Source organism: Actinoplanes sp. NPDC026623, assembly GCF_040638275.1.
Taxonomy (GTDB): domain Bacteria; phylum Actinomycetota; class Actinomycetes; order Mycobacteriales; family Micromonosporaceae; genus Actinoplanes.
On the sequence record NZ_JBEZXZ010000073.1, the window covers coordinates 17,961 to 38,616 of the forward strand.

Genomic DNA, 20,656 nt, shown 5'->3' on the forward strand with positions numbered 1-20,656 from the left:
GAGGTTCCGAATGACAAGATCCGCACGGCGCTTGGCGATCCCCGGCGTCCTGATATTGCTCACGGCGCTCGTCACGGTCGCCCTGGGCCGGCCGCAACAGGCCGAGGCAAAAGCCGACGCGAATCCCGGTCCGCGCGACGTCATCGTGCACCTCTTCGAGTGGCCGTGGGCGTCGATCGCGGCCGAGTGCACTAACGTGCTCGGTCCGAAGGGTTTCGGCGGCGTGCAGGTGTCGCCGCCGCAGGAGCATGTCGTGCTGCCCGGCAACGGATACACGTGGTGGCAGGACTACCAGCCGGTCAGCTACCAGTTGGTGTCCCGGCGCGGCAACCGAGCGGCATTCGCGAGCATGGTGAGCACCTGCCACGCCGCCGGCGTCAAGATCTACGTCGACGCGGTCCTCAACCACATGGCCGGCGGGGGGTCCACCGGCACCGGCAGCGCCGGGTCGACTTACAGCCACTACTCGTACCCGGCGGTCGCGTACGGCAACAACGACTTCCACCACTGCGGCCGCAACGGCAACGACGACATCGCCAACTATTCCGACCAGTGGGAAGTGCAGAACTGCGAGCTGGCCGACCTGTCGGATCTGGCCACGGAGACCTCGTACGTGCGGGGCAAGCTCAGCGCGTACCTAAATGATCTGGTCTCGCTGGGTGTCGACGGTTTCCGGGTGGACGCGGCAAAGCACACGCCGGTGGCCGATCTGCAGGCGATCTACGGCGGCCTGGCCAACAGCCGGTACTTCTTCCAGGAGGTGATCGAGGGCGGCGCGCCCAGCCCGACCGCGTACACCGGGATCGGTGACGTGACCGAGTTCCGCTACGGCGACGTGGTGGGCGCCGCGTTCCAGAACGGCAGCCTGTCAGGGTTGAGCAACCTGCCCAGCCAGATGCTGCTGTCCAGCGGGGACGCGGTGGCGTTCATCGACAATCACGACACGCAGCGCAACGGGCGGGCGCGGCTGACCTACAAGAACGGGGCCACCTACGGGCTGGCCGAGGCGTTCATGCTGGCCTACCCGTACGGGACGCCGTCGGTGATGTCGAGCTTCACGTTCAGCAACGCGGACGCCGGTCCGCCGTCCTCGTCCTCCGGCACGACCAACGCGGTGAACTGCTCGTCGGGCTGGGCTTGCGAGCACCGTTGGCGGACCACCGCGAACATGGTCGCCTTCCACAACGCCTCGTACGGGACGTCGGTCACCAACTGGTGGTCCAACGGTGGGAATCAGATCGCCTTCGGTCGCGGGTCGGCGGCGTATGCGGTCTTCAACCGGGGTGGTGCGGCGCTGAGCCGGACGTTCACGACGTCGCTGCCGGCCGGGACCTACTGCGACGTCGCGCACGGTGATTACAGCGGCGGGACGTGCTCGGGACCGACCTACACAGTCGCGTCCGGTTCGTTCACCGCTACCGTGCCGACCAACCAGATGGTCGCGCTGCACGTGAACGCCCGCACCTCGACCACGACGCCGACCAGCGGGCCGACCACCCCGCCGAGCTCATGCTCGACGGTCGCGGTGACGTTCGCCGCCACCGTGTCGACGGTGACGGGCGAGAACGTCTACGTGCTCGGCAACCGTGCGGAGCTGAGCAACTGGAGCACGAGCGGCGGGGTCGCGCTGTCGTCGGCCACTTACCCGGTCTGGCGCGGCACGGTGAGCCTGCCCGCCAATACCGCCATCGAGTACAAGTACGTCAAGAAGAACGGCTCGGCGGTGACGTGGGAGACCGGCGCCAATCGCACGCTCAACACCGGAAGTACCTGCACGTTGACGGTCAACGACACGTGGCACGCATAGCCGCCGGATTACTCATGAATCTACCTTGATGAATCAGCCTAAACGTCGACATGAGTCAGCCACGTGGTGGTGTCGTGTGTTGACTGTCGACAGGAGCGAGTGCGGCGGCCGGGACGGCATCTGCCGTCCCGGCCGTCCACATCGCCGGGACCACACACGAACCGAGGCCGGCCGGCAGCGGGAACCGGCGAACCGGTCGCGTTGCCGTACCTGGTCTGGGCGCGGCGCGGCGGCAGTCGCCGAGGTCCGGTAGTGAGCCGCGGCGACCCCGCCGGCTTCCGCCCGGAAGGTGCCATCCGACGAAGAGCGCCGACTGATCGGAGGCTCAAGGTGCGTACGGCCGAGTGGGAATGCGATCAGGCCCGCCGGCGGTCGCGCGCGCACATCGTGCGCAGCGTCGCGGCGGTGAGCCTGCCGCATGCATTCGCGGCGACGGATGGCACGACCATGGCATCGATAACCGCCTTGACGCTGACAGGCGGTCGGGGCTACCGTAGCTCGATATATCGGTAAACCTGTCCGGGGAAGAATGCTTATCAGGCATTCCTGTCGGGCCGTTGATTCCGCCCTTCAGCAGCAGTTGTGGGGATGGCTCACTTCCCGCGGAAGTTCAGTGCCCAGCACCCGCCGATCAACAGGAACAATTGGCAGAGTCTCGGCTGATTCAAGACGTCCATAAATACCTGACGTCCTCGTCTGAAACGTATCTCTCGGAGCGGACGGAGCGGACGATCGCCGCAGGCGGCCGTGGCCGTTCTGCGCGAGCAAGGAGGCTGTTGATGCGCGGGTTCCGGCGAAACGTGTTGGCAATGGTGTGCGGTGCGATCATGATCGTCGCCACCTCCACCGCGATGAGCCCTGTCGCGGCAAGCCAGTCGGCCGCTGCGGCTGACGCCCCGTGTGTGGCCAATCCCTTCGGGAGCCGTCCCCTCTATCTGAAGGGCGGGTTCAACGGCTGGTCGGCCGACCCCGGTTTCCAGTTCGTTTACAACTGCAACCGCTTCGAGCTGCTGGTAGACGTCAGCGGGACGAGTGACTTCAAGATCGCGGACGCGAGCTGGTCGGCCGATGCCGACTTCGGCGGCGGCGCCGCCGGCGGCCAGGTCGTTGCCGGTGCCCCGCTTCCACTGGCGCTGGGCGGCTCGAACCTGACGTTTGCGTTCGACGGCGTCCAACAGGTAGTCCTCGACATATCGCAATCCAGCACAACGCCGACGTTGACGATCACCCGGTGCCCGCAGAATCCACTCGGCGATGCCCTGCTCGGCCTCAGCGGTGACTTCAACGGGTTCAACCCGGCCCCCGCGGACTACTTCCTGTACGACTGCGACGGCTACTACCTGAACGTTGACCTTCAGGGCCTACACGAGTTCAAGATTCTCGACCCCCTTGGCGCGCCGGAGACACACCTCGGCGCGGCCGACAGCAGCCACGACGTCGTAACTTTGAATCAGCCTTTCCCGCTTTCCTCTGACGCCGAGGCCGGGGTCACCGCCAGCCTCCACTTCGACTTCACCGGCGAACACACCATGAAGGTGAGTTTCGAAGGTGCCGGCCGGCAGCCAGTCCTTACCATTACCGACAGGACATGGGTCAATCCCGGCATCCCCGTGCCGGTCACCGACACAGTCGCACGCAGAGTGCGATACGACTCGCGGCAGACCCCCTTCCACGCACCGTACGGCGCCGTCACGACCGGCAAGAAGGTCCGCTTCGCTCTCGAAGCCCCGGTCGGCGTGGACGCGGCGACGCTGGTAGTGGAGACCCGCCGCGTGGAGGGCGCTGAGGACGTGATCGAATACCTCGATCCGGTCAGGCTGCCCATGATCCGAACGCGGGACGGCGACGCCGATCGCTGGACGGCCGCGTACCGGTTCGGCCAGAAGAACGTGTATGGGTACTACTTCGAGCTCTCCATCGGCGGGCAGCAGTACGTATACCAGAACAACGATGACTCCATCTACTGGACCAAAGAGCGCGGTTCCTTCGGAATGGGCCAGATTGCTTTCCTGCCAACGGATCGCAAGGACCTCCGGCGGTACCGGCAGACGGTGTACAGCCCCGACTTCAAGGTGCCGGAGTGGGCCAAGGACGCCGTGTACTACTACATCTTCCCCGAACGCTTCCGCAACGGCGAAACAGCGAACGATCCTCAGCCGGGTCGCGAGACCTACCTCGACGGCCCTGTCGAGTTTCACCAGAACTGGCTCGACAAGCCGAACGTCCCCGGGGACGCGGACGGGTCCACCACCGACGACGACACGTACAACAACGACTTCTTCGGCGGCGACCTGGCCGGCATCATCGGCAAGCTCGGTTACCTGAAGAGGCTGGGTGTCAACACGCTGTACATCAACCCCATCTTCGAGGCGGGCAGCAACCACAAGTACGACACCACTGACTACATGCAGGTGGATGACAACTTCGGCACCAACGCCGACCTTTCCCGGCTTACCCGGGAAGCCAAGGCCCACGGCATCCGCGTCATCCTCGACACGTCCCTGAACCACACGGGCAGCGATTCGGTGTACTTCGACCGGTACGCGAACCACCCCGGCGTCGGGGCGTTCGAGAACGCGACGATCAGGCCCGACTCGCCGTGGGCTGACTGGTACCGCTTCTACCCCAACGAGACCGACCCGGACCGCCAGTACAGCGGTTGGGCGGGCGTACCGACGCTACCTGAGGTCGTGGAGTCCGACAGCTTCAAGAATTTCGCATTCCGCAATCCCGACTCGGTGATGAACACCTGGCTGGACCGCGGGACCGCCGGCTGGCGCATGGACGTCACGCCCTGGGTGAGCGACCAGTTCTGGCGGGAGTGGCGGAGCTCCGTGAAGACACACCGGCCGAATGCGCTCACGGTCGCGGAGACGTGGTTCGACTCCTCCAAGTACTTCCTCGGCGACACCTTCGACTCCACGATGAACTACATCTTCCGCAACGCGCTCATCGACTATGCCGCCGGCCGCAACGCGAAGCAGGCATACCAGAGCATCGAGCTGATGCGTGAGGCGTACCCGCCGCAGGCCTTCTACGCCTTGATGAACCTGCTCTCGACGCACGATGCCGCACGGACGCTGTATCAGTTGGGCTACACCGACCCCAGCAACCCGCAGCAACAGATCACCGAGGCCAAGCAGCGCTTCCGGCTCGCCGCGCTGTTCCAGATGACCTTCCCAGGCTCCCCGGCGGTCTTCTACGGCGATGAGGTCGGCCTGACCGGCGGAGCCGACCCTTTCAACAGGGCCACCTACCCGTGGGCCGACAAAGGCGGTGACCCGGACAACGCGCTCCTGGCCGACTTCCAGAAGCTGATCGGTCTGCGCAACCACAACGCGGTCCTACGACGCGGCTCCATCGACGCCCCGCTCCATCTCGACGAAAACGTCATCGTGCTCAATCGCTCGTACAAGGGCGTGGGCGCCATCACCGCCTTCAACAACAGCAACACGGCGCAACAGGTCACCGTTGTCCTACCTCCCGGAGACCACCACAGGGTCTACAGAGACGCCATGACCGGTCGCCGGATTGCCTCGATCCACGGCAAGCTCACCCTGACCGTTCCGGCGCTGTACGGCTCTGTTCTCCTCACCAAGTAAGCCCGGCATCCCGGGACAGCACGCGCGTTGTCCCGGGATGCCTGTACCGCTCGGAAATGCGGTGCACCAAGAAGGCTCCCCCGGGCCTAGTAAAGGGGTTTAACGACGCCCCATATCGTTCAACATAAATGACACGAACGCCTCCGCAGGCCTGTGACCTGCGAAGACGTTCTACAAATTCGGGCTGACAGGATTTGAACCTGCGACCCCTTGACCCCAGCATATGGAAGCCGCAGCGACGTGCTAACGAACGTTTTACCAGGTCACTGAAAAATATACTCGGCCGAGTGCAGAGGTCCAACGAATCTCCTCCTCTCGAGCCATCGCGATGGGTTTTGACCTGCACCTTTGTCAGGTCGGTTCCACCAGCGGCCCCCTCTGAGCGTTCCGGCGCTTCCGCGAGCGGGCACCATCCTCGGCGGCGCAGCTCGTCCTAACGTTATCGATAGCCCGCATTTGCTGAATCGCCTATGGGCCTCCTTGCCGGTACCCCAGCGCGACGGCTTGGTACGACGGCCGGGACCTGGACGGTGATGATGTGGCGTGGAGTGCGGTCACGTTGGATGTCGAACGTGGTGTGATCGATGAGCTCGCTCGGGTGGGGCGGAGATGCCAGAAGACGATTGTTCGGTCCTTCGACTCGTTGCCGAAAATAGCCGGTATCAGCGCCGGGCTGGGTTACCGCGGGTGCAGGCCCGCGTCATACGTGTGGCGAATGTTGAGCGCGTCCGCCGCGGCGTGCAGTTTCGGCATTACCGTGACGTCGGTTCGGACTGGCGTGGCCGGGCACCGTCACCTCGCCGTCAACCAAGCGGTCGTCCACCATAAGGCATTGCAACCAGCGAAGATGGCATTTTCTGCCATCTTAATTCTTTCAGGGGGGCCAGGCTGTTTTGTTGGTCGACGTCTGTCGCGATGCATGAGCATTCGGGAATGTTCCTCTCAAGATTGCGCTTCGCGGGGCCGTTGGCGCTCGCGATCATCGCGCTGACGGCGCTCGGTCCAGCGCCGGCGTCCGCAGCGGATACTCCGACGATCCCGGCCACTGTCAACCACCTGATCATCGATGACAAGGACGGCAGCCCGACGACCGCAACCATTCTTCAACTCGACTACTTCAGCGTCCAGGTGAACGAACCCGCCCTGGACAAACTCCCGTCAGGAACACGCGTCAAGATCGCGGTCCCGGGTGCCTCGACTCCCGCGAAGGCCGCCGAGATCCTGCAGGACGATCCCACCGCGATCACCGCGGTCGAGGTCGTGGCGAAGCCGGGCCCGTCGGCGGGTACCCAGGGGGCTGTGGTCCACAACCTCACCGTGGTGCCGTTCACCTGGGCGGGCGCCTCGCCGTTCCACCGCACCATGGACAGCCTCAAGGCGATGGCAACCAAGAGCCTGCAGGAGTGGGCCAATTTCGGGCGCGGGCAGATCATCCCCGGAACCGTGACCATCCTGGATCCGGTCGTCACCGCGAAGCCAGACCCCTGCTCGTTCGGCAGCTACGCCAACGAGGCGAAGAAGGTGCTCGGCCACGGCCCGTCCGGCCCGACCGACCACTGGATGTACGTACCGAGTGAGTACCTGGGCTGCGGCTGGTACGGGATGGCGTACGTACCCGGAAACGAGCTCGCGCTGGCCGACGACCTGCCGTGGGGCGAGGCGCCCGACTTCGGCGGTGGGTGGAAAGTGGCGGCACACGAGCTCGGGCACAACTTCGGACTCGGACACGCCAACGAAGAGTGGTGCTCCACCGCCACCACCTGCACGGTGGCCGGGTACGGCAACGACCACCAGATCATGGGCGGGAACAACACCGAGCCGCTGAACGCCGCCCACTCCGCGATCCTCGGTGCGTTCACCGACGCCGACACACCGCTGATCACCAGCCCCGGCACGTACCAGCTGACCTCGATCAACGAGAAATCCGGCATCCGCGGCCTCAAGTTCCACCCGACCACCGGCAACGACATCTACGTCGAGTACCGCCCCACCGCACCGAACGGGTTCAGCCGCCAGGGCTGGATCGGCGGACTCGAGGCCAACCGCAAGGACGGCTCAACTTCCGTACTGCTCGACATGACTCCCGGTCCGGCCAAGAACGATGATGCGACCCAGCCGGACCTGATGACCGACAACACCTGGCAGGTGCCCAACACCGGGCTCAGCGTGCGGTTGACCTCCGCCGAGGCCACCACCGCCACCGTCGTGGTCACCGACACCGCCACCGACACGCAGGCGCCGGCCCAGCCGACCCGCGTAGAAATGGAGACGTTGACCAACGCCTGGCTCAGCAGCACGACCTTCCCGGTGTCCTGGACACCGGCGGCGACCGAGCAGGCCGACGGGGTGGTCGGCTACCGGGTGACCGCGCGCGACTTCGACGGCGCCCAGTGGGTGGCCGGCGCCCCCGCCGGCCAAACCTCGGTATCGATGAGCCTGCCGGCTAACAGCTACTTCCAGCAGGGGCCGATGACCGTCAGCGTGCAGGCACTCGACGCGGCAGGAAACGCCAGCCCCGAAGAACTCATCGATATGGACTTCGACAACACCCCACCCGGCAAGGTGACCATCCAACAGCCCCCGGCCGACAGCGACGTGGGGGCCGCGGACTTCCAGCTGACCTGGTCCACGCCGACCGACGACCGCTCGGGCCTGGACCACTACGACGTACTGGTCAACAACGAGGTGGTGCAGACGGTCGACGCCGACGTGAACCAGACGACCGTGAGAAACCCGGCGACCCCCGCCATCACCGTCGGGGTCCGGGCCGTTGACATGGCCGGCAACGCGAGTTCCGCGACGGCGTCCCAGATCACCTTGACCGCCGCCTCAGCCGACGTCAACCGGGCCCTCGGCAAGACGGTCACCGTCTCCTCCACGGAGGCAGCCGGCCTCCCCGGCTCGAACGCGGTCGACGGCAACGCCAGCACCCGTTGGGCCTCGAACTACGTCGACCCCAGCTGGATCCAGATCGACCTCGGCACCACCGTTTCGATCGGTCAGGTAATCCTGCGCTGGGAGAACGCATACGGCAGGTCCTACAGGATCCAGACCTCCGACGACGGCACCACCTGGACCGACATCTACACCACCACCACCGGCAACGGCGGAGTCGACAACCTCACCGGCCTGACCGGCAGCGGCCGCTACCTCCGCCTGTACGGCACCGCCCGCGCCACAGGCTACGGCTACTCACTCTACGAAGTTGGTGTCTACTCCTAAGGGGCGGCCGTTGGTTGCCCGGACCGGCACACCGGTACGGGCAACCAACGCTCAGCTGACGGATTGAGGTGGCGTTGGCAGCGGCCATTTCGGCGGCGCGAGCGGCCTGCATCAGCGGGCCGCCTTGAACTCGTACAGAAGATGCTCACCGGAACCGTCCATCCGATCTGTCCGTCCGATCTGTCCCTCCTGACTGTCCATCCTGACTGTTCCTCCCTGTCCCCCGCCGTTCCGCTGGTCAGCGGCAGTTCGGGGACAGCGGGGACCGGAGGGACACGGGGGCTACCGGTTGCGGACGGCCCCCCATCGGGGACCGTCGCAGTAGGGCTCGGTTCGTTGCTCGCGCTGCATTGGCTCACGATCGGCGAGCCGGACCGGGTCAAGGTCTGAACGGTGCCAGTGCACGCCTGCGCTCAACACGCCGGATACCAGCGGTCTTCACCGATGGTGCGACCGGCGACAGCCCTCGACTGAGCACTAGCTTCAGCGGGGAAGGATCGTGGCGAAGGCAAAGGCCTTTACCCACGACGATGCCCGCAACCTGACCGGCTGCTTGAGACCCACCAGATCCAAGTCGCGGCGATCCTGACCCGCGGCGGGCGCATCGCCCGGAAGGGGGTCGGATTCCGACATCTGACCCAGAACGACGAATGGCCCCTCGGGCATCCGGCAGCGCACATCCGTGGGGCCATTGCAACGATCTACGGACGGGGGTCTGCCAGGTCCATCGCTGTCCTCTGATACGAGCAGCCTACGTACGGGCACCGGAAATTCGCAGGGCCGGCGAGCACCACCGGCGACTTGAATGGACCGTCTCACCCCTGCCGCGCATCCGCCTCCATGAGAGAGAACATACCTCCGCGGGCCCGGTGCGGTGGATGGAGAATGGATGACATGCTCGCCGACGCCCTGATCGGTACGTTGCTTATCCGACACGTCAACGCCACGGCGGGTGCGAACGACCCGGAAGGCGATCACCAAGAATTACCTGATGACCTACCGGGTCGATGGCACGTCGGGCGACAAACCATTCCGTCTCACGCACGCGGAGTGTCTACAGCGGCTCAAAGCCGCCGAAGACGCAACGATCGCATTTTCTGCCCGCCCGTAGTCCACAGGGCTTGCTTGAGCCGTGTGCGGTCAACGCCGCAAGCACGGTTCTGAGGGGGCCCCGGCGCAGCAATGCGTCGGGGCTACCCGACTGGTGATCGGCAAGAACGGCAAGACCGCCGTCGCGACCCTGGTCGAACGCACCTCGAGGTTCCTGATCCTGGTCCCGCTCACCGGCCGAGACTCGCTGAGCGTGACCGAGGCCGTCATCGCCGCCGTCGACGGCCTGCCCGCCCAGATCCGCCGATCGCTGACCTGGGACTGCGGCGCCGAGGTGGCCCGCCACGCCGCCATCACCGCGACCGGCCTGCCCGTCTACTTCGCCCACCCGCACAGCCCGTGGGAACGCGGCAGCAACGAAAACTTGAACCGGATCGTGCGCGAGTTCTTCCCGAAAGGCATCCCGATCACCTCCGACCCGAACTACCTCGCCGCCGTCGCCGCGGAAATCAACGACCGACCCCGTAAGATCTTCGACTGGAAGAAGCCCTCCGATATATTCACCGAACTCGTAGAGTCACATGCTTCCACTGCCTGAATCTGCCGCTGCCTTCAACGGCGAACCGAGAACCTTGCAATCGTGGGCGGATCTGACCGGCATTGTCATGATCGACATGCTCGGTGACCACCCTGCGGTGTTCTGACGAGAGGATCCCGGCAACAACCACCCCTGCAGGCGGGACCGACCTCATACGCGCTCGCCGATTCCCATTTGCACCTGGAACTCCTGGGCTCTCTCCGCTGCGGCACTGGCGGCATACCGGCGCGGCATGTCATCGGAAGCCCAGCCGAGCAACAGCATGAGGTCGCCAGTGTTACCGCCGGCCTTGTGCCACTCGTGGGCGAAGTTGTGTCGCCAGCGATGCGCGTACACGCTCGCCACGCCGGCCGCAGCGCCACGGCGTTTCAGCATGGCCTTGATGCCGTTCGGGGCCAACGGTCGCACGCCCCGCTCTGCTAGCCATAGTTGCGGGACGTCGGCTGCACCGTCGCGCTTCGCGCGAGCTCGTAGGTATCGAGCGAGCACCCGCGACGTCTTTGGCCCGAACCGCACCCTGCGGTCCTTCGCGCCTTTGCCGTGCAGCAGAACCGACTCGGTGTTCATGTCCAGATCAGTCAGCAAGGCGTCGCCAACCTCGGACAGCCGCGCGCCGGTGTTGTAGTAGAGGCGAATGATCGCTTCGTCTCGAAGCGCCGCGAAAGTCTTGCCCTTGGTGCTGTCGAGCAACTTCTTCGTGTCGGCGTCGCCCATGATCGGTACGAGCTTCTGCGGCGTCTTCGGCTGCCTCACTCGCTCCATCGGCGAGGCGTCGAGCTCACCTTCCTCGACCAGGTAGCGGAAGAACTGCTGAAGTCCTTTGTGCTTGTTCAACGCGGTCGCCGCAGAACGCGTCTCGATCATCCACACCTGGAACGACTCCACGTCGGCCTTGGTCACCAACGTCGGATCTTTCGAGGCCTCTGCGGCGCAACCGATCAGGAATCTGGCCAGCTGGGCGACCGCCAAGAGGTAGTTGTAGCGGGTCGTCTCCGAATGATTCGCAGCCCGCAGACTGCGATCCCAGTCCCGCAGAAAGCCGGCCCAATCGCCGTCCGGTAGATCCGAGCACAGCTTGTCGAGATCCAGCAGAGCCATGCCGAAACCCCCAACCGAGTCAAGGGGTCCACGAGCGGCGTGCTCGCATCAAGGCACCAAACCGACCTCACGAATACCCGCTGACCTGCGGAAATAACCTCAACCGCCAGCGGAAGTAGCCGAGTCAAGGAGTCTACGCCTACCGCCCACCACGCGCATCAAACCCGCGCTGAGCTGGGCAAACACACCTGGCGCGAGCGCAGAAAGGACTAACGATCATCGCGAGTAAAGGGCTCCAACGCCGAGCCGTACCGACAAGAGACAATAAAAAGAACGCCCCCGTAGGTCTCTGACCCGCGAAGACGTTCCCAAAAGTCGGGCTGACAGGATTTGAACCTGCGACCCCTTGACCCCCAGCATTTGGAAGGCCCAGCGACGTGCTAACAAACGTTTTACCAGGTCACTGGAAAGTATACTCGGCCGAGTAAAGGGGTCCAACAACATCACCCTTTCAGCACCTCCCACACTGTACCTGAGCTGCGTCTTTGTGAACCTGCTTGCGTCAGCGTCATTCTCCCAGCGCCACGGCGGGCCGACGAGACCATGCCGACCGCCCGCATTGCTCGTCGTGGCAGTCGCAGGCGCATTCGCCTGCTACCAGACGCTATTTCCGCGATTCCGACACAGCAGGATTACGCTTCGTCATGGTGACGCGAACAAATCCTCGAGCATTGCCCTTGATCTGGCGGGAGGCTCTTCATCGGGGAAGAACCTGCTGCAGACTTCCAGTGCCGCCCCGACGGTCAAGATCCCGATAATCTGGGCAAGTGCACGGAAGGGGCGGATTCAGGCAGTCGTAGCATTTGATCTTGATGGTTCGGTGGGACAGGATGCCCGCCGTGCGAGTGATGGTGACGTTGCCGGACCGCGAAGAGATCTCCCGCGGGCTCGCGGAAGGCCTGCTGTATAAGGAGATCGGCGTTTTGATCGGCCGGGATCCGTCGATCATCTCGCGGGACGTCGCGCGTCATGGTGGCCGAGGCGGTTACCGGGCGGTGGCTGCGGACCTCAGGGCGGCGACATCACGGGCCCGCCCGAAGCTGCTGGCGGTCGAGCGGTCGCCCCGGTTGCGGCAGGTGGTGACCGACAGGTTGCGTTCAGGCTGGTCACCGGCCTCGATCGCGGGTCGCTTGCCGGATCTGGTGCCGGACGATCAGGCTTGCCGGGTGTCACACGAAGCGATCTACCAGTAGGTCTACGCGCGCACTCGAGTTCAACGGACATCGGCTGGGTGTTCGAGAACGGTGCTTTCACCGATTTGGGTGGACACCGTGCGACGCCGGTGGATGTGAACGACTCCGGGTGGATCGCGGGTTACGTCCACGACGCGCTCACGGGCGCCCGGCAGCCGATGATCTGGCGCTGACATCGAGTCAACCGCGAGCGGTCGCTCGGCTGAGACCAGGCCGACGCGTACCGCGTCGACTGGCCGGCCTGACCCCGCCGACCGATCAGATCTCAGCCCGCCCCCTCGGCCGCGGCTGGCGACCGTGAAGATCTCGCCGACCACCCGCGCGGCTGCGTCGGCTCTGTTGCGTTCGCCCCTCGGAAGATCAAGGCAGGCTTGACGGTGAAGCATTCTGCGCCGACTCGTTCCTGGTCGCCTCCCCGGTCCGCGTTCGCGGGGTTCCGCTTCCCAGCCGAGGTGATCGTGGTGTCGGTGCGCTGGTACTTACGCTATGGCCTCTCGTACCGCGACGTCGAGGAACTGCTCGCCGAACGCGGCATCAACGTTGACCACGTGACCGTCTACCGCTGGGTGCTCTACGCCCGCGGCCACGCCGCCGACAATGCTGCCCACCCCGCTACAAGCCCTGCACCACTTCGGAGGCACCGTCGAAGGGCTCCTGCTCACCGCCGACACCGACGGCCGCCCCGGCGACGAGTTCGCTTGGTGCCTGACCAACACCCCACCCCTGGTGGCTGCCCTTGGCAGAGAGGACATCGCCGTCCCCGCCCACCGCAGCCGCACCCACTGGCGCCGCGAAGTCGACGCCATCACCGCCGGCATCGCCCTGTCCAGCTGGCACCAACCGCCCACCCTGCCGAGCAGGGCACCGGTCCCCTGCCAGGCCGGCGACGCCACCACCGACAGCACGGTGCACATCCTCGACGTCGACGCCACCTCGCCACCCGCATCACGGCGCCGCTTCCCCGGCACCGGGCGCAGCCCGCGCGCCCACCTACGCCGCGGGCACTTTCGCCTGCACCCACGCCGCGATGGCGACCCCCACGCTCCGTGGTGCTGGGTGCGCCCCACCACTGTCAACGGCATCCCCGGCGTCGCCAACCAGGTCTATACCCTGACCCGGGCGAGCCGGCCCGCTCAAGTCCGCCAGGCGTCCTCGTAATGCGTGCCGTGCGCAAGCGCCTGGGTGGATTCGAGTTGCTCGAGCCCATGCCGGTGACCTCGGCTGTCCCGTGCTCAGTTGGTGCGGGTGAGCACGATGCGTCGTAGCTGTCGGACACCGCGTTCGAAGTCGTCCATGTCGGCAGGGCTGACGCCGGACAGCGCGGCGAATCCGGCGGCAGCATCGTCGATTGCCTCGAGGACGGCGCTGGTCTCATCGTCTTCCAGGGAGGCCGCGGTGATGGCCGCCCGGCCTGGCGTGGCCCACGGGCTGGCTCCCGGTTCCTCGCTCAACATGTCGCTGAACATGAGATGCTCCGCGTCATCCGGCGCGATACCCAACTCGCTCGCCCACAGAGACGCCATCCTCAAGTACCGCGTGTAGTCACCGACATGCCAGTCGAGGCGCACCTGAATGTCGGCGTGCCGGAGCTGTCCAGTTGGGCGAGGATGTCGCCGACGCGTCCGCACGGGCGGCCGGGACGTCGGTGACCACCTCGCTCGGGATCACCTTCAGCATCCGTAGCGCCCGGGTGAAGAACCGACGAGTGGCGACGGACGCCCGAAGGGCGGAGTTCGCACGGCGAACCCCGCCCTTCGGCGGTCGAACTGGGGCTGGCCAGCCTGGTCAGTGAAGGCTCAGCTGTACCAGCCCGTGCACACCGTGCCGAGGCCCTGGTCGAAGGTGAGACAGGCGCGGACGCTGTAGCCGGCCAAGCTGCCCCACATGTTCGTGTAGGCCAACGCCTGACCGTGGTCGACGTGCACCGACTGGTAAGTCATGTAGCCGTTGTAGTTGTACCGGCGGTCGACGCTGATCGTGGCTCCGACGTATCCCACGTGGTGATATCCCTTAACGCGCGCCCAGTAAGAGTTGCACTGGCTGGACCGCCGCAATTCCAGGTTCCAGTCGCCGTACCCGGCATTGGCAGTCGCCGGGGTGTACGCAGAGGCGGTGGAGCAGCCGGTCGAGTCGGGGTTCTTGCCGCTGCAGTTGCTTCCCGAGCAGGTGATGGCGTAGGCGGGCGATCCGCCGAAGAGTGTGGCTCCGGCGGCGAGAAGCATGGTGACAAGGAGGGTCGTCAAACGACGTCGCATTGATGTACCTGTTCTTTCGATCGATTCCAAGAACGCCCTACGGGGTCCCGAGGGCGTGTGTGAAGTCCCGAAATCGAGCCCGGGCCAGCACACTGTGGCTGGGCCTGGGCTCGGGGACTCGCGAAATCTGGCACGATAGTCGCAACAGAGATCGATGGCCTTCTCGCGGAAGCAAGTCCGGGTACCACACGCCCGGATCGAATGGTCGCAAGACTTCGCAGACCGCTTGGGTCAGGCGGAGCGCTGACGCTTCTCCACGATCTTGGCCGCGCTGCGCCGACCGTGAGCCATCACGTCGACGTGACCGCCTGCCCCACGACCGGCCACGTCCTGCCACCCCCGGAGTCTGCCCGCGATCACGGCCAGGTGAGAGTCGTCCGGGGGGACGTCGATCGAGAACAGCGCCTCGTTCGGCCTCCGGTCATCGCCTCCCCAGCGAACAACGCCGTCGAGTTCGGCCAGGATGTCGCGGATCACGATCTGCTGCAGGGCAAAGAAGTTCCCCCGTACGCCCACGGGGTAGTGATCGGGCCTGATCAGGACGGCGGTGCCGGAGGCCAGGTTCGATTCGGCCGTTTGCTTGCGCTCGCCTGTCGGGGCTCGCCACCCGATCACGTCCCCTGCGCGCAGCTCCTCCACCTCGTAGTGAAAGCGTCGGACGAGGTGCACGAGGATCGTCTCGACGTCACCCATGCGCATCTGGACTCCGGCTAGCGGCGTTCCGACGATCGGTCGTGTGTAGACGTTCCCACGATCGTCGGCCACCTTCTCCATCTCCCAGCCGTTGAGCGACCGCTCTCCGGCGAGGACTCGGCTATCCGGCTTACGCAGGCGTCGGATCTTGGCGGCGAGCCTGGCCGCAGCCGTATCGCTGGACGCGGCGTGCGCCGGTGAGGAAGTCAGCGCGGGAAGCGATACAGCCGCACCCGCCGCAGCGGTGCGGATGAGAAAGGAACGGCGCGTCAACCACGATTTGGTGGTCATGTCAGTTTCCCGTCGAGGTCTGGTCGGGACTCTTGTGATGTGCGGATACGAATAGGGCTATCAGGGTCATAGCGCCCGCGAGAATGGCAGCTATGGCCAGAGCGGAATTGACATGGCTGGGAATCGCGCCTTCGACGGTCCCCGTGCCTGCGACGTGACAGCCGAACCGCAGCGGAACCAGCGAGGTCCGGTACGCATCCACTTGTCCCGCGTGCGCAGGCCCGACCGCGGTCTTGCAGGCTTGATCAGCCGCGGACTCGTCCATCACCAGGTGCAGCGCGCCCCAGATGTAGATACCAAGGGCTACCGCGGCGACAAGCGCCGCGACGCAACGCCACACGGCACCGGGTGCAGGCTCCGGACCGCGAGCACGCCTGAGTGTCAGCCGTGCGTAGGCAAGGAGCGCGACGAAGCCCGCGGCACTCAGCGACACGACGGCGAACAGCACGAGCGGGTTCGGCACGGCGAACGGATCCTGCGACACAGCAAACCCTTCAGAAATGCCGGGCGATACCGTTGTACTTCTCGAAGATGTAGTAGAGCGCCATACGCTTCTGACCGCCGTCCACGGCAACATCACCCCAGCCTTGGTAGCGGCGTAGGATTTCGAAGTTCTCCTTGTCGTTGTAGTCCAGAGCCATGGGCCGCAGAACCGTCTCTCCCTCGGGTGGGTTGCTGCCCCCCGGCTTACCCGCCGCACCCCAGAGGTGCAGCAGCGAAACTGTCTGCAACGCGAAGGCCTCGTCCTGAACCTTCTTCCACATGGCGTAGACGTCGCCGTCGTTCGCAGGATCGCTGGTCGACCCCGTCACGAGGCCTTTCGTGATGCAATAATTCCAGGCACGGATTGCGGCCTCGCCGGTGATCTGGGCGATCCCCGTCGAGGAGTCGCGCACACCCCCAGGGACTCCGAGGTGATATGCCTCCACGCGGGCGTCCTGGACGTCGTCCTCAGGTCCCCAATGGCGCATCTCCCAGTAGGCGGAGGTCTGGATGAGAGCCTTTCGCATGTTGTACAGATTGGATTGCTGCGTGATCACGTCATCGTGATCGAGCACTGTGGACTGAAAACACTTCCAGTGCTGGAAGTTCTTGAGACCACCGTCATTGGGGTACCCGATCGACTCCATGTACTTCCCGATGTCGATCATCAGCGAGTTGTGCAGCGAGGAGTCAAGTCGGACGTCCGCGACCACTGCGCGCGCCGGATTGAACGAAGCCTGTCCGGTATCACGACCCGATGCGATGTCGTTGTCGATCTCGATGCTCCCCGTGCCCGTCCCGACGACGCGCGTGACGAACTGGTCGTAAGCCCAGTCCGCCGGAAGCGCGTAACCATAGTTACCCGAGAATCCGGACGACAGGTCGGAAACGAAACTTGCGGTCGAATGCCCGGCAGCTGCGACGCGCGAACAGACGTTGCGGGCGCCGTACACGCCGACCAGGTATTGGCCTCCAGCCTCCGCTACCGAGTCCACGATGCCCTTGAAATGTGGCAGGACGTTCGACGTCACCTCGTCATCGAGGGCGTCGAAGTCCACGGCGAAAAAGATCCGCGTCCCTGGCTTGAAGCCGTGGTCCTGAGCCGCGTTGATCGCCGCATAGCCCGCCGCCCGGCCGAGTGGGTAGTTGAACGACGACGCATCCCTGCCCTGGGTTTGATAGATAGGGAAGCAGCGTAGCCCCGAGGAAGCAATCGTCTGCAACTCCTCAGACTGAATCACCTTCTCCGGCAGCGTGCTGCTGACACTCGTCAGGTACCGTCCCACATAGGTGATTCCGTCGGCCTTGAGGCTCGTCGCCCGTGCGGTCGTGATCTTTGTGACCCCATCGCAGGCGGCACCCTTGCGGGTCTGGTCTCCGTACGAGATCAGCAGCGATGCCCAGGTCGCATAGTCGCCCTTACCGGTGGCCGGCAATTTGACAAAGGACTGAAATGTGGTGGTTTCAGATACGAGCGCAGATCCGAAGCTCGACGAAAATGCCACGGCACGCTGATTGAGGATCATCGCCGCCGAGAAGAGCGAGACCCACACGCCGGTCGCCCCCGTTGCAACGGGGTGCGTCTTCAAGCCCGACTGCGTTCCTGGGCCGAATACGCCGTTGGCCACGCCGTCCGCCATGCCGAGTTCGTACTGCACGGCCAGCAGCATGGCCTTGGCCACGTCTCGCGAATGCCGACCGTCACAGGGAATGACGAAGAAATCCGCTCGGCCCAGGTACCGGCCGTTCAACCACTGCTGAACACCGCGAACCGCATCCAAGCCCGTGGCAACCTTAACGTAGGGGTCCATGTTGAGCAGACCCTTGAAGACCTTTGGAGTGAGATCGCCGTTCGGGGTGGTCCCGCCCACGCCCATGTCGGACTTGAGCTGACTGACCGCCGCCTGAATACGGGCGCCATAGACTCCGTCGACGCCGCCGCCGTCATATCCCTTGCAATACAGGGCTGACTGGATGATGCGGGTGAAGTTGGCGTAAGGAACCGTGTTCTGATTCAACGCAGGGTATTTGGAGGTCAAGGTCGACAGCGTCGTGGGTCCAAAACTGTTGGACAATGCAGTGATGCCGAGCTCCCACTGCAGCGCCCTGGTCAAGGCGTACATCATGGTCCAGCTCGTCTTGCCGTCCTCATCGACTGTCATGCCGATGCGGGTCCCATAGATTGTGTTCACAAATCGCTGCGCCTGCAAGACCATCTCATCCGCCACGGATGCGCATCTCCCTAACCAATCCCTTGCCACCAGTCCTGAGTGGACGCTGACACTAACAGTTGTCCTACTGTCTAGTCCGGCGATCTGGCCGGCGAACCCCCGTTGCTCCCGCTCACCGGGTGGGCACCGATACCCCGGCGACGGTACAACGGGTGCCGTACATCGCCTGTACATCGGTCGCCCTGTCGATAGGCTGCACCGGTGGCCGCCGCACCGGGATCCTCCACAGTGGGCTTTGACTTCGGCCTGCTCGGCCCGTTACGGGTGGCGCGCGCCGGCGTGGAGATCCCGGTGGTGCCGGTCAAGCAGCGGCTGCTGCTGGCCGGCCTGCTGCTGCGGCCGAACGAGGTGGTCCGCGCCGGGGAGCTGCAGGCCGTCGTCTGGCCGGGTGATCCGCCCTTGTCCGCGACGGCGAACCTGCGCACGTACGTCCGCGGGTTGCGCCAGGCGCTGCACACCGCCGGCGGCCCGGACCGGATGCCCGTCGTCCCCGGCGGCTACCTGCTGCGGGTCGAGCCGGGCGAACGGGACCTGGACCGGTTCGAGGCCGCGGCGGCCCGCGGCCGGGCGGCCCTGGCCGCCGACGAACCGGAGCGGGCGGCGGCGGAGCTGGCCGCGGCGGTCGGCATGTGGCGCGGCGCGGCGCTGGCCGACCTGCCCCTGAGTCCGGCGCTGGAGGGCCGGGTCCGGCGGCTGGCGGAGCGGCGGCTGCTGGCCGAGGAGGACCATGCCGCGGCCGCGCTGGCAGCCGGCACGGCCGATGCGGACGTGATCCAGCGGCTGCGCGCCCTGGTCGACCGGCATCCGCTGCGGCAGCGGGCGTGGGGCCAGCTGATGACCGCGCTGTACCGCACCGGCGACGTGGCCGGCGCGCTGGACTCCTTCCACCAGGCCCGGCAGGCCCTGGCCGAGCAGACCGGGCTGGACCCGGGGCCGGAGCTGGTCCGCCTGCACGACGACATCCTGCACGGCCGCGCCGACGCGCACCGCGAGCCGCCGCCCGGCCGCCGGCCCGCGCAGCTCCCGCTCGCCGTCCGAGGCTTCGTCGGGCGCGCCACGGAGCTCGCCCGGCTCGACGCCTTCCTGGCCGCCGGGACCGGCGGGCCCACCACCGTGGTGATCTCGGCGATCAGCGGCATGGCAGGCGTCGGCAAGACGGCGCTGGCGCTGCAGTGGGCGCACCGGGTGGCCACCCGGTTCCGCGACGGCCAGCTCTACCTGAACCTGCGCGGCTACGACGACTTCGAGGCGGTGTGCCCGGCCGAGGCGCTGCGCAGCTTCCTCGAGGCGCTCGGCGTGGCCGACGGGCGGATCCCGGCCACCACCGACGCCCGGGCCGGGCTGTACCGCAGCCTGCTGGCCGCCCGGCAGATGTTGATCGTGCTCGACAACGCCCGCGACGCCGGCCAGGTCCGGCCGCTGCTGCCGGGCGCCGGCGACTGCACGGTGGTGATCACCAGCCGGGACCAGCTCACCGGCCTGGTCGCGGCCGAACGGGCCCAGCCGCTCACGCTGACCGAGCTGACCGATGCGGAGTCCCGGGACCTGTTCAGTGCCTGGCTGGGCAGCGAGCGGGTGGCGCGCGAGCCGGACGCGTTCGCCGCCGTGATCGACGCGGCGGGCCGGCTCCCGCTCGCGCTGTCCATCGTGGCGGCCCGGATCGCGGCCAAGCCGGCGTTCCCGCTCACCGCGTTCGCCGCCGAGCTGAGCCCGCGCGAGTCCCGGCTGGACGCGCTCGCCGACGGCGACGTCCGACGGGTCTTCTCCTGGTCCTACCGAGCCCTGAGCGAACCGGCCGCCCGCCTGTTCCGCCTGCTCGGCCTGCACCCCGGCCCCGACCTCACCACTGCGGCCGCCGCCGCGCTGACCGGCCGAGAACCGGCCGACGTGGCCTCCGCCCTGCGCGAGCTGACCCGGCTGCACCTGGCGGCCGAGCACGAGCCGGGCCGGTACACCGCGCATGACCTGCTGCGCACCTACGCCGCCGAGCTGGTCCGCGCCCACGAACCGGCCGACGCCCAGCGGGCGGCCCTGCACCGCCTCTACGACCACTACCTGCACACCGCCTTCCCCGCGGCCCGGCTGCTCCAGCCGCAGTGGGCCGCGATCACCCCGGCGCCGCCGCTTCCGGCC

Annotated in this window: 13 protein-coding genes and 1 pseudogene; 8 read left to right on the forward strand and 6 right to left on the reverse strand. The window is 66.1% G+C overall.

Annotated features, from left to right (window positions below):
* The first annotated feature begins 10 nt into the window (after positions 1 to 10).
* The 4 genes from AB0F10_RS22105 (at position 11) to AB0F10_RS22120 (ending at position 10,279) form a co-directional block, all read left to right on the forward strand.
* Complete coding sequence (locus AB0F10_RS22105; RefSeq protein ID WP_360627938.1) at positions 11 to 1,807, forward strand: carbohydrate-binding module family 20 domain-containing protein; 1,797 nt, start codon at positions 11 to 13, stop codon at positions 1,805 to 1,807.
* Between the two features lie 779 nt (positions 1,808 to 2,586).
* Complete coding sequence (locus AB0F10_RS22110; protein WP_360627941.1) at positions 2,587 to 5,409, forward strand: glycoside hydrolase family 13 protein; 2,823 nt, start codon at positions 2,587 to 2,589, stop codon at positions 5,407 to 5,409.
* A 933-nt stretch (positions 5,410 to 6,342) separates the two neighbouring features.
* Positions 6,343 to 8,631 (forward strand): discoidin domain-containing protein, encoded by a 2,289-nt coding sequence (locus AB0F10_RS22115; protein WP_360627944.1) that lies wholly within the window; start codon positions 6,343 to 6,345, stop codon positions 8,629 to 8,631.
* Positions 8,632 to 9,835: 1,204 nt separating this feature from the next.
* Entirely contained in the window at positions 9,836 to 10,279 is a 444-nt protein-coding gene (locus AB0F10_RS22120; RefSeq protein ID WP_360627947.1) for an IS30 family transposase, read from the forward strand.
* A 150-nt stretch (positions 10,280 to 10,429) separates the two neighbouring features.
* On the opposite strand, the gene AB0F10_RS22125 is transcribed toward AB0F10_RS22120, so the two are convergent.
* The gene (locus tag AB0F10_RS22125; RefSeq protein WP_360627950.1) at positions 10,430 to 11,377 is read right to left on the reverse strand and encodes a tyrosine-type recombinase/integrase; all 948 of its coding nucleotides are present in this window, start codon (positions 11,375 to 11,377) and stop codon (positions 10,430 to 10,432) included.
* A gap of 848 nt (positions 11,378 to 12,225) precedes the next feature.
* On the opposite strand from AB0F10_RS22125, the gene AB0F10_RS22130 reads away from it, so the two are divergent.
* The 3 genes and pseudogenes from AB0F10_RS22130 to AB0F10_RS22140 all read left to right on the forward strand — a co-directional run bounded on the left by AB0F10_RS22130 (position 12,226) and on the right by AB0F10_RS22140 (position 13,728).
* Positions 12,226 to 12,570 (forward strand): helix-turn-helix domain-containing protein, encoded by a 345-nt coding sequence (locus tag AB0F10_RS22130; protein ID WP_360627971.1) that lies wholly within the window; start codon positions 12,226 to 12,228, stop codon positions 12,568 to 12,570.
* Between the two features lie 452 nt (positions 12,571 to 13,022).
* A pseudogene (locus AB0F10_RS22135) lies at positions 13,023 to 13,139 on the forward strand (IS6 family transposase); the annotation flags it as partial.
* A 28-nt stretch (positions 13,140 to 13,167) separates the two neighbouring features.
* The gene (locus tag AB0F10_RS22140; RefSeq protein WP_360627974.1) at positions 13,168 to 13,728 is read left to right on the forward strand and encodes a hypothetical protein; all 561 of its coding nucleotides are present in this window, start codon (positions 13,168 to 13,170) and stop codon (positions 13,726 to 13,728) included.
* A 74-nt stretch (positions 13,729 to 13,802) separates the two neighbouring features.
* Here the strand turns inward: AB0F10_RS22140 and AB0F10_RS22145 are convergent, their stop codons facing one another.
* The 5 genes from AB0F10_RS22145 to AB0F10_RS22165 form a co-directional block, all read right to left on the reverse strand.
* Complete coding sequence (locus tag AB0F10_RS22145; RefSeq protein WP_360627953.1) at positions 13,803 to 14,036, reverse strand: hypothetical protein; 234 nt, start codon at positions 14,034 to 14,036, stop codon at positions 13,803 to 13,805.
* A gap of 330 nt (positions 14,037 to 14,366) precedes the next feature.
* Positions 14,367 to 14,825 (reverse strand): DUF2690 domain-containing protein, encoded by a 459-nt coding sequence (locus AB0F10_RS22150; RefSeq protein ID WP_360627956.1) that lies wholly within the window; start codon positions 14,823 to 14,825, stop codon positions 14,367 to 14,369.
* Between the two features lie 231 nt (positions 14,826 to 15,056).
* Positions 15,057 to 15,809 (reverse strand): twin-arginine translocation signal domain-containing protein, encoded by a 753-nt coding sequence (locus AB0F10_RS22155; protein ID WP_360627959.1) that lies wholly within the window; start codon positions 15,807 to 15,809, stop codon positions 15,057 to 15,059.
* A 1-nt stretch (position 15,810) separates the two neighbouring features.
* Positions 15,811 to 16,293 carry a hypothetical protein gene (locus AB0F10_RS22160; protein ID WP_360627962.1) on the reverse strand — a complete coding sequence of 161 codons (483 nt, stop codon included), beginning with the start codon at positions 16,291 to 16,293 and terminating at the stop codon, positions 15,811 to 15,813.
* A 10-nt stretch (positions 16,294 to 16,303) separates the two neighbouring features.
* A complete protein-coding gene (locus AB0F10_RS22165; protein ID WP_360627965.1) occupies positions 16,304 to 18,520 on the reverse strand; it encodes a glycoside hydrolase domain-containing protein in 2,217 nt (738 codons plus the stop codon).
* Positions 18,521 to 18,724: 204 nt separating this feature from the next.
* On the opposite strand from AB0F10_RS22165, the gene AB0F10_RS22170 reads away from it, so the two are divergent.
* The coding region (locus AB0F10_RS22170) for a BTAD domain-containing putative transcriptional regulator (protein ID WP_360627968.1) at positions 18,725 to 20,656 on the forward strand (1,932 nt) is incomplete at its 3' end.

Bases quoted from the DNA above. Each gene is read 5' to 3' on its own strand.
- AB0F10_RS22130 (WP_360627971.1), top strand. From the start codon at position 12,226: ATGGTGACGTTGCCGGACCGCGAAGAGATCTCCCGCGGGCTCGCGGAA.
- AB0F10_RS22125 (WP_360627950.1), bottom strand. From the start codon at position 11,377: ATGGCTCTGCTGGATCTCGACAAGCTGTGCTCGGATCTACCGGACGGC.
- AB0F10_RS22145 (WP_360627953.1), bottom strand. From the start codon at position 14,036: ATGTTCAGCGACATGTTGAGCGAGGAACCGGGAGCCAGCCCGTGGGCC.
- AB0F10_RS22115 (WP_360627944.1), top strand. From the start codon at position 6,343: ATGTTCCTCTCAAGATTGCGCTTCGCGGGGCCGTTGGCGCTCGCGATC.
- AB0F10_RS22110 (WP_360627941.1), top strand. From the start codon at position 2,587: ATGCGCGGGTTCCGGCGAAACGTGTTGGCAATGGTGTGCGGTGCGATC.
- AB0F10_RS22155 (WP_360627959.1), bottom strand. From the start codon at position 15,809: ATGACCACCAAATCGTGGTTGACGCGCCGTTCCTTTCTCATCCGCACC.
- AB0F10_RS22140 (WP_360627974.1), top strand. From the start codon at position 13,168: ATGCTGCCCACCCCGCTACAAGCCCTGCACCACTTCGGAGGCACCGTC.
- AB0F10_RS22150 (WP_360627956.1), bottom strand. From the start codon at position 14,825: ATGCGACGTCGTTTGACGACCCTCCTTGTCACCATGCTTCTCGCCGCC.
- AB0F10_RS22105 (WP_360627938.1), top strand. From the start codon at position 11: ATGACAAGATCCGCACGGCGCTTGGCGATCCCCGGCGTCCTGATATTG.